The following is a 13074-nucleotide window of genomic DNA, read 5'->3' as shown; positions in this document are numbered from 1 at the left end:
TCCTCATCATGATGAACTTCCCGCCCGGTTACATCATCGGTTCGATTTCGATCCGGTCAAGCGATTCCTCCACTTGATCCATCGTACAGACATCGGTTCCTGATTTGGATGCGGTGACCGTACCCGCCGCTGAGGTCCAACGTGCCATCTCCGCGGTTGTCTTGCAGTCAAGCAGACAGTATGCCATCGCAGCGACCATCGAATCCCCCGCCCCAACCGTGCTAAGCGGTGTAATCGGGAATGGCCTTGCGCGATACGCTTCCTCTTTCGTAACCAGAATCGAGCCCTCGCCTCCCATGGATACCAAGACATAAGACATGCCTTTGCTAACCAAACCTCTTGCTGCTGATACAATTTGTTCCTCGCTCGTGAATTTCGTTCCAAATAGCGTCTCCAACTCATGAATGTTGGGCTTAAGGGCAAAAGGCACGGCTTCGATTCCGCGGGCCAGAGCCTCTCCGTCAGCATCCAAAATCGTTCGCACCCCCTTGCGATTTGCAATTTCGATCAGACGACGATAGTAATCTGCAGGCGTTCCCGGAGGCAAGCTTCCTCCGAGGACGACGATAGCCGCTTCGTCCAGTCCGGCTTCATAACAGGCAAGGAACTGTTCCAAATGCTCTCGGCTAGGTACGCAGCCTGCTTCGTTAAGTTCGGTCGTTTGCTTTGTATGTTCATCGACGACCTTCAGATTCGTGCGAGTCTCTCCTTCAGCCTCGATGAACCGAGACGGAATTCCCTGTTCACTCAGCTTATCTAAGATGATTTTTCCTTGATGCCCTCCCTGGATCCCCCATGCGATGACAGGAACCGAGAAGCTATGTAAAACTTTGGCGACATTGATGCCCTTGCCCCCGGCATCTGTGCGCATCGTCTTGATCCGGTTCAATTCGCCCGGCGCGAAGTGTTCCACTGTTACAGTCTTGTCTACTGCCGGATTTAAAGTTACCGTATGAATTGTCTTCATCTTGATGTTCTCCCCGCTATCGTGACTTTGATCCCTTCCGCTTCCATCTCGCCGATTGCCTGCTCTGATACCGCTTCATCGACGATACAGTGATGAATTTCCGACAAATCTGCAACCTTCGCAAATGAAACTTGACCGAATTTGCTATGGTCAGCCACTAAAATAATTTGCTTAGCCGCCTGAATCATGCAGCGCTTCGTTTCCGCTTCAGTCAAATTCGGCGTGGTCAGGCCGGCGTCCGTATCTACGCCATTCATCGCCAGAAACAATTTATTTACGCGAATGGCTCCAATGGAACGATTCGCTAGCGGACCAACCATCGCTTGGGTTTCATGACGCAGCGTACCTCCGGTAAGCAGGATCTGAATATGCTTGGCCTGCTTTAGCACCTCTGCGACCATATTCGAGTTCGTGACCACGGTCAGCTCCTGGAAGTCTTTCAGATGCTGAGCCAAATAATATGTTGTCGTACCCGAATCGAGAAAGATCGTATCCCCCTCCTCGATGAAGGCTAATGCGCTGCGGGCGATCTCTTCCTTTTGTGACCGATAGCGGTCTTCTTTCTCGATAAAGGTCGGTTCCACACTATCCTGCTCAATGGCGACCGCACCTCCATGCGTTCTGCGCAGCTGTCTCGCTTCTTCCAAGTCTCTTAAATCCCGGCGTACGGTCGATTCGGATACATTGAACTGTACAGCCAGCTCCGGAACCAATGCCCGGCCTCGGCTTTGTACATATTGCGCGATCTCTCGTTTGCGTTCTTCTTCAAAAAGGGTTGTCATTGTTCTAACCTCATTTCTAGTGCGGTTTCTATCTTTATAATATATATCATAAACTTAGAAGATTACGCTCATACGTGATCGTTTGCTGTTGTTTATGATTATATATGATCGTTTTAATTTTGTAAAGCGTTTACAACTAAATTAATGGCACGAATTCGAGAAAATGTAATCACAAATAGTCAAATATGAGCATTATTTGTTCGAAATACCTTGTTATACAAAAAAAGCCCCTTGTCAGCCAATATAGAGGCTAACAAGGAGGCAAGCCGGGTTGCATAATTCCCGATCTTATTATTGTTCTTCGGAGACTACCGTAAACCGCTTATTTACTCGTTGCTCTGCGGACAACTGGAATTACTTCTGCAGCGAGGAGTTCAATGCCTGAAGCAACTTTATGAAATGGTATGCCGCCGATGTCAATCTGTGCGATGAAACGTTGATGTCCAAAAAGCTCGTACTGACGCAGAATTTTCTCTGCAATCTGCTGTGGGCTGCCCACAAACAGGGCCGTATTCGGACCTGTCATCTGTTCATAATCAGCTCGCGTCATTCTGAACGCCATTCCTCGCTGGCGGTTCACATACGACCAATAATTCGAGTAATAAGGATAAAATTCATCCTTGGCTTGCTGGGTAGTATTCGAGACGTACCCGTGCCCCGTCACGCCCAGCTTAAGAGCTTCAAAATCATGTCCAGCCTCTATCCCCGCGCTACGGTATGCTGCGACAAGAGGCATAAATCGTTCCGGTTCACCGCCAAGCATCGCTATAGCCATTGGGACCCCTAACCGGCCTGCGCGAGCAGCGCTAGCCAGCGTCCCCCCGACACCCACCCAGATGGGCAGCTGCTTTTGTACAGGCCGAGGGGAAATTTCGGCATTCCTTAGCGGGGGGCGAAATTGTCCGCTCCAAGTTATTTTGTCATTCTTGTTAAGTTTTAAAAATAAATCCAGATGCTCTGAAAACAATTCATCATAATCGCTGGTGCCATAACCGAAAAGAGGGAAAGACTCCACAAATGCCCCTCGACCAGCAACAATCTCTGCCCGGCCGTCCGACACTAGATCTAACGTCGCAAAGTCTTCAAACAGACGAACGGGATCTGCCGTGCTAAGCACTGTGGTTGCGCTTGTCAGTTTGATTCGCTTCGTGACTTGAGCAATGGCGGCCAAAATCACCGGAGGAGCGGACACGGCATAGTCCAGCCGATGATGTTCACCAACTCCAAAAACATCAAAACCCGCCTCATCCGCAAGTTTTGCCGCTGCGATGATATCCTTAATCCTTTGCTGTGCACTAACCTTTGTTCCGGTAAGGGGGTCGGGACCTAGATCTGCAAGCGTATAAAGTCCAATTTCGATACCTGAATTTAAAGACCGTTCTCCCTCTTTCATGACACTCCTCCTGTAAAGCTTTTTAGGATCAGACCAGCATTAGAATACGATTCCCTGACGGGTCGGCTGCAGCGAATGCCCCATTTTCCTCTGTAACAGATGCACCTATATTTTTCAAATTTGCGATGACTTGCTCTCGTGCTGCAGCATTGGGATACATTAATGTAAACGCCTTGAGACCGGCACTGTTCTCAGCTGGACGGGGGGCACCCACACCATTCCATGTATTTAATCCAATATGGTGATGGTATTTACCCGTAGAAATGAACATCGCCTGCGCCCCATATCGGTTGACGATCTCGAATCCAAGTCCCTTAACATAAAATTCTTCCGCCCGATGCAAATCAGATACGTGCAAATGGATATGCCCCATCACTGTTTCGGCAGGCAACCCTTCCCATGCTTTGTTCTGATCTGCTCCCGATAGAAGGTCACTAAAATTCAATGGATCCACAGCCATTTCCACTTCACCTTTATTCCATACCCATTCCGAAGGATCACGGTCTCTGTAAATTTCAATCCCGTTTCCATCCGGATCCGATAAGTAAAGAGCTTCACTGACAAGATGATCGGAAGAACCGATTCTTAGCCCAAGATGAGCGAAATGCTGAACGATGCGCGCCAAATCAGAGCGGCTAGGCAGGAGCAAAGCAAAATGGTACAAGCCCGTGGTCTTTCCTTGCATCGGCACGACGTTATCAGGTTGTTCAATGGACAGCAAAACCGTCTTTCCATCTGCGGTCAAGTTCGCTGTTTTTTCTGTTTGGTCCAGGACCTTAAACCCGATGATCTCCTTATAAAATTTCAGCGCACGTTCTAAATGTTGAACCTTTAGATTTACTTGCCCGACATAAATATTGGGTTCACGGTGAAAGCTCATCATACACACCCCTTTTAAGCTTTTTTCGTCTGGAACAAAATATTGTCTAATGCCCAGGAAGTTTTATTCTTCAAGGCGAGATAAACGGAAATGACAAGTAAAATCAAATCCAGCTCATATCCAGCCATTTGTCCATTGCCAAGGAAGCCTATGGCAAGTTTTACTTTAAAAATCGCAACCGCCATGATAATCGCGAATAAACCGGCGACAACCCTTGTTCCAAGCCCTAATATCATTGCAATGCCGCCTAACAATTCAACTAGCGCTACAACATAGGCAGCAAAACCAGGCAGCCCCAAGCTTTCGAAAAAGGTCGCAGTACCAGCAATTCCACTTTGGAATTTGTCCAACCCGTGTATCAAGAATGTGATACCTAAACTCAACCTCAACAAAGTCAAACCCAACTCATCTTTTCTTACCATTGACTAAACACTCCTCCATTATGATGCCAACCGTATAAACCGGAAAAACAAAGCCTCAATTTATCATTTGGTTACTTTATGTAAGTTATTATATTTATATAACTAACAAACGTCAAGTGTGTAATTATGTAAAAGTAATGATAGAACTTGTGGAAAGTGATATACTAAGGATATAAGGAGGGGATTCGATTGGATAAATCAATTTGTCCGGGGTTTGAACAAGCTATGGGTTTACTAAGCCAAAGATGGACGGGATTGATAATTTATCAGTTATTATCTGGCCCGCAGCGCTTTTGTAATATTGAAACGGCAATCGGAATAAGCGGCAAAGTGCTTTCAGAGAGATTGAAGGATTTAGAGAATGAAGGAATAATCAAAAGAGAAATTTATCCGGAAACTCCTGTACGGATTGAATATTCCTTAACGGATAAAGGTTTAGCATTTGAACCTATTTTTAGTGAAATCGAAAAGTTTTCTCAACATTGGCTAAAAACATAATTCCTGCATATTGAATGATGGGGCCGGATAAAGTCCAAAGTTCAGCTCCTCATTAATAAAACACCGAAGCTCAGGAACTTACAGCTCCTAGTGCCTCAGTGCTTTTCTTCGGTGAGTTATTATCCTTTTACAATTAATTGTGTTTGGATCCCGAAAGGATCATTTACTGTAATAGCATTTTCTACGCGTTCGAATGCTAAGCCTGCTTCTATAATCCGGGCCTCCACCTCGGCCAGCGCCTGCTGATGAGGCAGTGTTACGGTGTAATACGCCAAGCCGGTTGCATCAGCAGCTGCAGGCGGCGCACCCACTCCTGCCCAGGTGTTAAGCCCAATATGGTGATGGTAACCGCCCGCGGAAATGAACAATGCAGCCGAGCCGTAATGAGCCGAAACCTCGAAGCCGAGCACATCGCAGTAGAAATGCTTGGCCTGCCGGAGATCGCCTACATGAAAATGAACATGGCCAATTACCGTATCAGCAGGGAGTCCCTGCCACTGCGCCTGTTCGGATATATGCAGCAGCCCCTCAATATCCACAGGATCGGTCGTCATCACATACTCCCCGTCGGCGCTGCGCTGCCAGGTTTCCCGCGGCCGATCCGCATAAATTTCTATCCCGTTATTGTCCGGATCATTCAGATATAGAGCTTCGCTTACAAGGTGATCCCCCTGACCGACTGAAACATTATGCTTGGCCAAGTTGCGCAGCGCCAAGCCAAGCGACACTCTGTCGGGCAGCAATATTGCAAAATGATAAAGACCGGAAGAGCGGCTTGCCGATATGCGATAGCTGTCGTTTGCTTCCAGAACTACGAGCGCATGGCGCCCATCGGCAGCAAGCTCGGCCACATTGCCCTCTTGCTTCAATAGCTTCAGCCCAATCACCTCTTCATAGAAAGCGATTGAGCGTTCTAAGTTTTGTACCTTCAAACGAACCAGGCCAATCTCCGCCTGCGGATGAATAATTTGTGCCATATGTAGGGCCCCTTCCGTCAATATATAAAATGCAAAAAAACTTGTAATCACATCAGTTACAAATGTTGTAATCAGTATAGTTACAATTAAACTTTTTGTCAATAACCACCTTCAGCGTAAATACGGTTAAGACTGGGCAATCAAGTCTTGCTTGTATGCGTGCAACTTTTTTCCAAACAAATCGTCCAAATATTCGAGCAATAATTCCAAATTCCGATGGAAGGAGAACTCCATGAATATCACAAAAAAAGCTTCATCCAAAATTGTAATGATCGGACTGGCGGCCATGTTGTCCATCGCTCCGGTCGCCTTTTCCTCGGCCTCACCAACTGCCGCAGCGGCAAGCAGCAGCAATTCGAAATCGAGTATCAAACTGTTAATTAACGGCCAGGAATACTCACCTTCATCTGCGCCACTATTTTACAAAGACTCTGTCTATTTGCCGCTTAGGGATATCGGCGAACTGCTGGGCAGCGTCGTATTCTGGAACGCACAGGATCACAGCGTGACGATGACCTATCCCAATCGCATGGTGTCCATGAAACTAAATGCTTCCATTGCAACCGTTAACGGTACAACGGTGAAGCTGAATTCCCCGGTTATCGTGCGCAGCGGCCGTACCTTCGTGCCCATCCGCTTCTTCTCGGAAGCGATAGGAGCTGGCGTAGAGTGGAATGCCGCCAAGAAAACAGTATTGTTAACCCAGAAATCGCCCTATGTTCAGGGAATTGGCGTGAATACAAGCATATGGCTGAATAAGAACACAGGCGATTTATATTTTGCTTACCCGTTTGAAGCAAAGCCGGAACACGTGGGCCAATTGAATGTCGATATTCAAGAATTCACGACGATCAGCGCCTACAGCATGCCAAGCGCCCATCAGAGCTATATCATTACGGTTGAAGACAATTATGGTGAACCACATGTCCATACGAATGTGTACACGGCCTTCATCAAAGACAATCAGGTCATCAGCCAGAGCAAAGCTTATTATTTCCAGCGTTATGAGAAAAATGCCGTAGTGGATCAAGATGGGAATGCGGTTCTCACCGATGGCAAGCTGCTATCAATCATTGACGCCGATGGCCAGGTCATCCGGGAATATGATCTGCCTCAGCTTACCGGCAAAGACGAGAACCACTCCGTTCTAGCTGTAAGCTCATCCTATTTGCTAATCCGCCCGAATCTAAGCGGGCATCTGACATTGATCAACTTGAAGGATAACTCGGCAACCTTATTGTATCAGCAGTTCCTGAGCGGTGAAGAACTTGAATATGCCGAAATGAACGATGTCCCGTATCATGGGGATAATCTTGTCTTTTTGGGTGAGACCGGGGATGGCGGTCTGCAATTCGAGAACCGCAGCCTATATGATAACCATAGTAAAAAGTACGTATTCAAGCCGCAATAAAAGAAGAACCGGGTTTTCCCGGTTCTTTTTCTTTTGCATTAGGCTTATGGCGTCTTGTGCCGTATCAAATTCTCACGCAGGTAATTAATATACGTCAACAATGGCCGTTGTTTCATAACCGTTATAAGTTACCTTCAAAGAAGTTCGACCTACCTTCAATCCAATGATGTGACCATCCTCTATCCGAGCGATTGCGGAGTCGCTAACCTCAAAATGGCTTTCGCCAGTAACATCTGCGAGCTTGTTGCCTTCCTGATAATATACAATTAAATCCAGCGGTTCGCCGATGTTAACACTATATTCTGCAGAGTCCAACAGAACAGCCGTGTACGTCCTCACGACAAAGACCGGTTGCTTCTGCCGACATGTTGTTAAATACCGCCCGAATCTTCGTTTGTCCGAGACGATGTCCCGTCAGATTGCCTTCCTCATCAAGAAACAATAGATTCATCTTCCGAGGTATTAGCAGCTTGTCCGGTGACATTGCTCTTCACTCCGCCATACACAGCTGTCACTACCGTATCCAGCCTTTGCCCCTCGACTAGCGAGTAAGCGTTAGAGTCAAAGCTCGGCCAGCTTCCAAAGGAGCTTCCTCATTCGCCCCTTTGAATTTCAGCAGCTTTTGATCCGCGATTACGACAGCTCCTCCGTCCGTTGTAGGAGCCATCTTGCTTAATCCGCTCAGCGTTCGCTGCCATTGCACATTTCCGTTTTATTCCGTCTTTTAAATGCCTTCTGTCGTACCTAGCAGATAACCGCCATCCGCTGCTTCCTCAAGGGATTTCACTTCTCCTTTAAAGGAAAGCGGGAGATACAGCTCCGTCTCGTTTGAGGCTGTATTTTTAATGAATACAACTTCATTCGTCTCGGCATCCGTGGCAAAAATGACGTATCCTCCATCCTTGAATAGAATATTTGAATTAAGTAGAACGCCTGCTGTCTTTTTAAATGATTGATGCTCGCTGAAGTTGCACTACAAATGAATCTCCGTATTGGCTAGAATTCTTAACGTGCTGAACTATCTAAGTTCATGCTTCTAAATTACTCCTCTCCTCCTATCATGTTTAATACTGAAAATTGGACAAGCTCGTATTTTACCACCTCCTGGTTCAACTTATATAATTAGACTAGGATGCACACTGGAACTTTCACTATATTTCCCAAAATTATATAATTTTAGAGTAATATCAAACCGATTTAAATACATGGAGAGCGATTCTGACGGCTTCTGGCGATAAAAGCTCTCCCCCGGGCATATGCGTGATTTCCTCGCTATACAGTTCCTCCAGCGCTGCGACATCCTTTAGCATGTGACCGGTTAGTATGGCCACGGCCGTCTCTTCTTTATCAATAGTCCCATTCGCTCTAAGCTTCTTTAACCCAGCCAGCGTGGCAGCAGAGGCTGGCTCGCAGCCGATTCCGCTGCGATCAATGACCCGCTTGGCCAGCATGATTTCTTCATCGCTGACTGCTACCGTCACCCCTTGCGTTAGTTCCAGCGCAGCCAAGGCTTTCCGCCAGCTGGGCGGATTGCCGATATTCATGGCACTGGCTCGGGTGAAAGGATTAGGCTCCGGCACAAGTGTCTTCCCTTTTTGCTCTACCATCCGATGAAAGGGACTAGCTCCCTCTGCCTGTACAAGCGCTATTCGGGGCAGCTTATCAATCATGCCCAGGCTCCATAAATCGTCCAAGCCTTTGCCTAGCGCGGACACATTGCTGAGAGCGCCTCCGGGAATCGCAATCCATTCGGGCATTTTCCATTGCAGCTGCTGCGCCAGCTCGTAGACGATGCTCTTCTGTCCTTCAATCCGATAGGGATTCAGCGAGTTGCACACATACAATCCAAGATCGTCGCCCCATGTTTCCAAGAAGGCTACCCCGTCGTCGTAAGTGCCATCAAACCGTATAATCTGTGCCCCGTAGGCGGTAGACTGACTGATTTTTGCCGGAGAGATATTGCTGGCTGGCGCAAAGACTAGGGAGAAGCTCCCGGTCCAGGCTGCATACATTGCCAGGGATGCCGAGGTATTTCCAGTCGATGAACAGGCAAAAACACTACTCCCTACAGATAAACCATGCGAAACGGCTGCAGCCATGCCGTTGTCCTTGAAGGAGCCGCTCGGATTCTCGCTCTGCGCCTTCAGCTTCAACTCTCTGATGCCGGCATAAGCTGCACAGGCCTGTGAGAGATACAGTCCCGTGTTCCCCTCTCCCCTTGTCGCCAACACCTTCTCCGGCAATTCCGGGGCAATTAGCTCCTTATATCTCCACACCCCGCTGGCATAGATTGTACCCCGCTCCATAAAGAGCCTCTGTTCAAAAAGCCGCCTTAACCATTCGCCGTCCAAGCCGCTTAAATCCCGCCATATTTCCAAAATTCCACCGCAATGACAGCGGATCCGCCATTGTCCACCGAACTCTCCCCCGCACTCCAAGCATCGCAGCGTGTATTCCCTGCCATTTCCGTTCCCCATTCAAACCTCTCCTCGCTTCCCCACGAATTTGATTTAATAAGACTACAATAATGGATAGCAAGAAATAAATAAAATATATATAATTTAGGAATGAATAAATATTATTTATATATAAGAGAGGGCTTGTCCCATGAATATCCATGCTTTACGCATTTTTTATGAAATTTCACGAGCCGGAGGGGTCAGCAAGGCGGCCGAGCAGCTTAATATCAGCCAGCCGGCAGTGACGATGCAGCTTCGCAAGCTGGAAAAGGAATTGCAAATGCGCTTAACGCGCCTGGAGGGAAGAAATGTAGTATTGACCGATGCGGGGAAATGGCTGGCGGCTCAGGCGGACCGGCTGTTTGCCCTCGAAGCCGAAATCGACAAGCAGTGCATTGCCTATCAGCGAGGAAGCATTGGCAGTTTGAAAATATCAGCCACTTATTTGCCGGCAAATTATTTGCTGCCTGATTGGCTCGCGCAGTATCAGCGATCGCACGCCGCGGTTGAAATCAGCATGGTGTCTGGAAATGTGCAGTTTGCACTAGACAGGCTGCTTCGTTATGAGACCGATATGGCCTGGATTGGCGGTTCGCATCAGCAGCTTCCGGCGAACATCGACTTCATCCCGGTTCATGAAGACGAATTATGGTTCGTAGCGCATCGCGATCATCCCCTTGCCGGACGAAGCATTTCTCCTGTCGAGTTGTTCGTCTCCCCTTTTATATTAAGGGAACCGGGGAGCTATACGCTTCAGGCGCTGATGTCGCTCTGCCGGGCAGCAGAAATACCCGAACCGCTGCCCGCGGTTCGGGTAAATGGGCCCCAGGAGGCGCTGCGCGCTGCGCTGGCCGGTCTTGGTATTACCTTCATTTCGGCCATCGAGGCCCGCTCATACGTCAACAGCGGAGCGTTAGTACGCATCGAGGCGGGCGAGCTCAAGGCCAGCAACGTTATTTCATGCTGCGTGCGCGCGGGCGACCCTCTGCCTCCGCAAGCCCAGGCTTTCCTGGAGCTTGCTTTGCACGCATCATCAACGGAGGCTACATAGCGCCTTAAGGCCTTAAAGGGCTGCCGGTTCTGCTTATCCAAGCATCGCGGCCTGCCGTTTGTAATGATCCTCCAGGACAAGGCAAGCCATCGCTTCAACTACCGGAATAATCCGCGGGCAGATGCTTGGGTCATGTCTGCCCTCCGTAATAATTTGCTGCTCTTCGCCCCGAACATTCATCGTTTGCTGCGGAACAGAAATCGATGAGGTCGGCTTAACGACGATACGGAACACGATTTCGCTGCCCGTGCTGATTCCGCCGAGAATCCCGCCGGCATTATTGCTCAAAAATCCGGAAGCATTCATCTCATCGTTATGCTCGCTGCCCAGCATGTCCGCTGCAGCAAAGCCCGCGCCGAACTCGATGCCTTTCACGGCGCCGATCGAGAGCATCGCCTTGGCCAATTCGGCATCCAGCTTATCGAATACAGGCTCGCCCAGCCCGGCCTTCACGCCGCGAATCCGGCATTCGACGATGCCGCCGCAGCTGTCTCCCACGGCTGCCAGCTGCTCCACCCGTTCAATCATCCGCACGGCAGCTTCGGGATCGCAAGCCCGTACCGCATTTTGCTCAATGATTTCCTCGTTGTAGGTCTCACAGCGGATTCCGCCAAGCTCCTTCGTATAAGCCACCACTTGCACGCCGCGATGCTCCAGCAGCTTGCGCGCTACCGCTCCGGCGGCTACTCGGCCCGCCGTCTCTCTGCCCGAAGCCCGGCCGCTGCCGCGGTGATCGCGAATGCCGTATTTTTGCAAATATGTGAAGTCAGCATGCCCGGGGCGGAAAGCGTTCTGGATGTCACTGTAAGCCTCTGGTCGCATATCTTTATTTTCGAGCATGATAAATAGCGGCGTACCCGTCGTCTTCCCTTCAAACATGCCGGATTTAATGCTTATGATGTCATACTCTTTGCGCGGCGTAGTCACCGAAGATTGGCCCGGTTTGCGGCGGTCCATCTGCGCCTGGATATAAGCTTCGGTCAGCTCCACTCCCGGCGTGACCCCATCCACGATAACCCCAACGGCCGCCCCGTGCGATTCGCCAAACGTCGTAATCTTGAATACTTCTCCAAATGTATTGCCTGCCATATCGATCTCTCCCTCATTCGCTCAATGTTGACATCTTCTTATACCTCTCATTATAATTTGTTCATTGATATAAATGAAATTCAAAAACTAATCATTTGGCATAGACTATATCTATGTCTGATCAATTTGAACGATTTGAACGGTATGAACAAAATAGATCTAGAAGGAGAAGCGCAAATGGATCCAATGGCTCCAATGAATCAAGTCAACATCGAGCTGTATCGCATTTTCCTGCATACCGCGCGCCTCGGCAACTTGACCAAAGCTGCCCAGCAGCTGCATATTACGCAGCCTTCGGTCAGCTACGCCATCAAGCAGCTGGAATCACGCCTCGAAGTCAAATTGTTCGACCGGCTCTCCAAAGGCGTACAGCTGACACCGGAGGGCAGCGCCTTGCTTGAGTATGTCGAGCAATCCTTCGCGCTGCTCAAAGCAGGGGAAGAGAAAATTGCCAACCTTAAAAATTTATCAAGCGGCGAGCTTCGCGTCGGCGCCAGCGGACCGATGATCAAACATCTTCTTCTGCCGGCATTGGATGAGTATCACAGCCGGTATCCGGATGTCCGAATTCGTTTATCCCAAGGAAAGAGCAGCGACATTCAAAGCCAGCTTCTTGACGGTCAGATCGATATCGGACTGGTTCACTTGCCGCTCAGCGACGATAGGCTGGTCTCCAACCATCTTATTTCACAGCAGCATGTTTTCGTCGTCGGACCTGCCTACCGCCATTTCGCCGGACAGAAGATGACCGCCAGCGGGCTAAACCATATTCCCCTGCTCTTGTTCTCCAAAGACAGCAGCACGCGGCATTTCGTGGAGAAATGGCTTCATGATTACGGGATCGAAGCTCAGGTCGACATCGAGCTTGGGAGCCTGGATATGCTGATCGAGTTCGCCAAGCGCGGTTATGGAGCCGCCTTCGTCGCCCGCGCCTTTGCTGCCGAGGAGCTGCGCGACGAGACGCTGTTCGAGCTGCAAATCGCCGAGCCGATCCCCTTGCGCTCTATTTCCGTGGCGACACGGCGAGATATGTCTTTATCTGTCGGGGCTAAACAGTTCATGGAGCTCCTTATCGATTCGCTGCGCTCTTCTTACGGATCATGTTTGTAATGCCCGGTTAAGGGTAACTATAAATAGGGACAGAA

At 49.1% G+C, this 13074-nt stretch carries 14 protein-coding genes; 4 read left to right on the top strand and 10 right to left on the bottom strand.

The annotated features are described in order from the left end of the window. Window positions 1–28 precede the first annotated feature (28 nt). The 5 genes from pfkB to QNH46_RS11945 all read right to left on the bottom strand — a co-directional run bounded on the left by pfkB (window position 29) and on the right by QNH46_RS11945 (window position 4444). Window positions 29–967 (bottom strand): 1-phosphofructokinase, encoded by a 939-nt coding sequence (pfkB, locus tag QNH46_RS11965; RefSeq protein WP_283928275.1) that lies wholly within the window; start codon window positions 965–967, stop codon window positions 29–31. Beyond that, entirely contained in the window at window positions 964–1749 is a 786-nt protein-coding gene (locus QNH46_RS11960) for a DeoR/GlpR family DNA-binding transcription regulator (protein WP_283928274.1), read from the bottom strand. The genes pfkB and QNH46_RS11960 overlap by 4 nt, the downstream gene beginning before the upstream one ends. A 322-nt stretch (window positions 1750–2071) precedes the next feature. After that, window positions 2072–3142, bottom strand: coding sequence for an LLM class flavin-dependent oxidoreductase (locus QNH46_RS11955; protein ID WP_283928273.1), 1071 nt, complete (start codon window positions 3140–3142; stop codon window positions 2072–2074). A 28-nt stretch (window positions 3143–3170) separates the two neighbouring features. Beyond that, entirely contained in the window at window positions 3171–4022 is an 852-nt protein-coding gene (locus QNH46_RS11950) for a VOC family protein (RefSeq protein WP_283928272.1), read from the bottom strand. A gap of 14 nt (window positions 4023–4036) precedes the next feature. Beyond that, entirely contained in the window at window positions 4037–4444 is a 408-nt protein-coding gene (locus QNH46_RS11945; protein ID WP_283928271.1) for a DoxX family protein, read from the bottom strand. 189 nt (window positions 4445–4633) lie between these two features. Between QNH46_RS11945 and QNH46_RS11940 the strand changes: the two genes are divergently transcribed. After that, on the top strand, window positions 4634–4942 hold the full coding sequence (locus tag QNH46_RS11940) for a winged helix-turn-helix transcriptional regulator (protein ID WP_283928270.1): 309 nt from the start codon (window positions 4634–4636) through the stop codon (window positions 4940–4942). Window positions 4943–5061: 119 nt separating this feature from the next. Here QNH46_RS11940 and QNH46_RS11935 read toward each other — a convergent pair whose 3' ends face one another. Next, window positions 5062–5919 (bottom strand): VOC family protein, encoded by an 858-nt coding sequence (locus QNH46_RS11935; protein ID WP_283928269.1) that lies wholly within the window; start codon window positions 5917–5919, stop codon window positions 5062–5064. 232 nt (window positions 5920–6151) lie between these two features. Between QNH46_RS11935 and QNH46_RS11930 the strand changes: the two genes are divergently transcribed. Continuing rightward, window positions 6152–7330 (top strand): copper amine oxidase N-terminal domain-containing protein, encoded by a 1179-nt coding sequence (locus QNH46_RS11930; protein ID WP_283928268.1) that lies wholly within the window; start codon window positions 6152–6154, stop codon window positions 7328–7330. Window positions 7331–7414: 84 nt separating this feature from the next. On the opposite strand, the gene QNH46_RS11925 is transcribed toward QNH46_RS11930, so the two are convergent. The 3 genes from QNH46_RS11925 to thrC all read right to left on the bottom strand — a co-directional run bounded on the left by QNH46_RS11925 (window position 7415) and on the right by thrC (window position 9807). Then, a complete protein-coding gene (locus QNH46_RS11925) occupies window positions 7415–7669 on the bottom strand; it encodes a hypothetical protein (protein ID WP_283928267.1) in 255 nt (84 codons plus the stop codon). A gap of 202 nt (window positions 7670–7871) precedes the next feature. Further along, the gene (locus QNH46_RS11920; RefSeq protein ID WP_283928266.1) at window positions 7872–8033 is read right to left on the bottom strand and encodes a hypothetical protein; all 162 of its coding nucleotides are present in this window, start codon (window positions 8031–8033) and stop codon (window positions 7872–7874) included. A 484-nt stretch (window positions 8034–8517) separates the two neighbouring features. Then, entirely contained in the window at window positions 8518–9807 is a 1290-nt protein-coding gene (gene thrC / locus QNH46_RS11915; RefSeq protein WP_283928265.1) for a threonine synthase, read from the bottom strand. A 130-nt stretch (window positions 9808–9937) separates the two neighbouring features. Here thrC and QNH46_RS11910 point away from each other — a divergent pair, with 130 nt between their 5' ends. Continuing rightward, window positions 9938–10840: a LysR family transcriptional regulator gene (locus QNH46_RS11910; protein ID WP_283928264.1), complete on the top strand. Its 903-nt coding sequence runs from the start codon at window positions 9938–9940 to the stop codon at window positions 10838–10840. A 33-nt stretch (window positions 10841–10873) separates the two neighbouring features. On the opposite strand, the gene aroC is transcribed toward QNH46_RS11910, so the two are convergent. After that, entirely contained in the window at window positions 10874–11929 is a 1056-nt protein-coding gene (gene aroC, locus QNH46_RS11905) for a chorismate synthase (RefSeq protein WP_283928263.1), read from the bottom strand. 177 nt (window positions 11930–12106) lie between these two features. Between aroC and QNH46_RS11900 the strand changes: the two genes are divergently transcribed. After that, window positions 12107–13039 carry a LysR family transcriptional regulator gene (locus QNH46_RS11900; RefSeq protein WP_283928262.1) on the top strand — a complete coding sequence of 311 codons (933 nt, stop codon included), beginning with the start codon at window positions 12107–12109 and terminating at the stop codon, window positions 13037–13039. The last annotated feature ends 35 nt before the right edge of the window (window positions 13040–13074 follow it).

Origin of the sequence: Paenibacillus woosongensis, assembly GCF_030122845.1 — a bacterium.
GTDB classification, from domain to species: Bacteria; Bacillota; Bacilli; order Paenibacillales; family Paenibacillaceae; genus Fontibacillus; species Fontibacillus woosongensis_A.
This window is presented reverse-complemented; position numbering and strand designations above follow the sequence as displayed.

Bases quoted from the DNA above. Each gene is read 5' to 3' on its own strand.
- QNH46_RS11900 (WP_283928262.1), top strand. From the start codon at position 12,107: ATGGATCCAATGGCTCCAATGAATCAAGTCAACATCGAGCTGTATCGC.
- QNH46_RS11910 (WP_283928264.1), top strand. From the start codon at position 9,938: ATGAATATCCATGCTTTACGCATTTTTTATGAAATTTCACGAGCCGGA.
- QNH46_RS11955 (WP_283928273.1), bottom strand. From the start codon at position 3,142: ATGAAAGAGGGAGAACGGTCTTTAAATTCAGGTATCGAAATTGGACTT.
- QNH46_RS11950 (WP_283928272.1), bottom strand. From the start codon at position 4,022: ATGAGCTTTCACCGTGAACCCAATATTTATGTCGGGCAAGTAAATCTA.
- QNH46_RS11930 (WP_283928268.1), top strand. From the start codon at position 6,152: ATGAATATCACAAAAAAAGCTTCATCCAAAATTGTAATGATCGGACTG.
- pfkB (WP_283928275.1), bottom strand. From the start codon at position 967: ATGAAGACAATTCATACGGTAACTTTAAATCCGGCAGTAGACAAGACT.
- QNH46_RS11945 (WP_283928271.1), bottom strand. From the start codon at position 4,444: ATGGTAAGAAAAGATGAGTTGGGTTTGACTTTGTTGAGGTTGAGTTTA.
- aroC (WP_283928263.1), bottom strand. From the start codon at position 11,929: ATGGCAGGCAATACATTTGGAGAAGTATTCAAGATTACGACGTTTGGC.
- QNH46_RS11935 (WP_283928269.1), bottom strand. From the start codon at position 5,919: ATGGCACAAATTATTCATCCGCAGGCGGAGATTGGCCTGGTTCGTTTG.
- QNH46_RS11960 (WP_283928274.1), bottom strand. From the start codon at position 1,749: ATGACAACCCTTTTTGAAGAAGAACGCAAACGAGAGATCGCGCAATAT.
- thrC (WP_283928265.1), bottom strand. From the start codon at position 9,807: ATGGGGAACGGAAATGGCAGGGAATACACGCTGCGATGCTTGGAGTGC.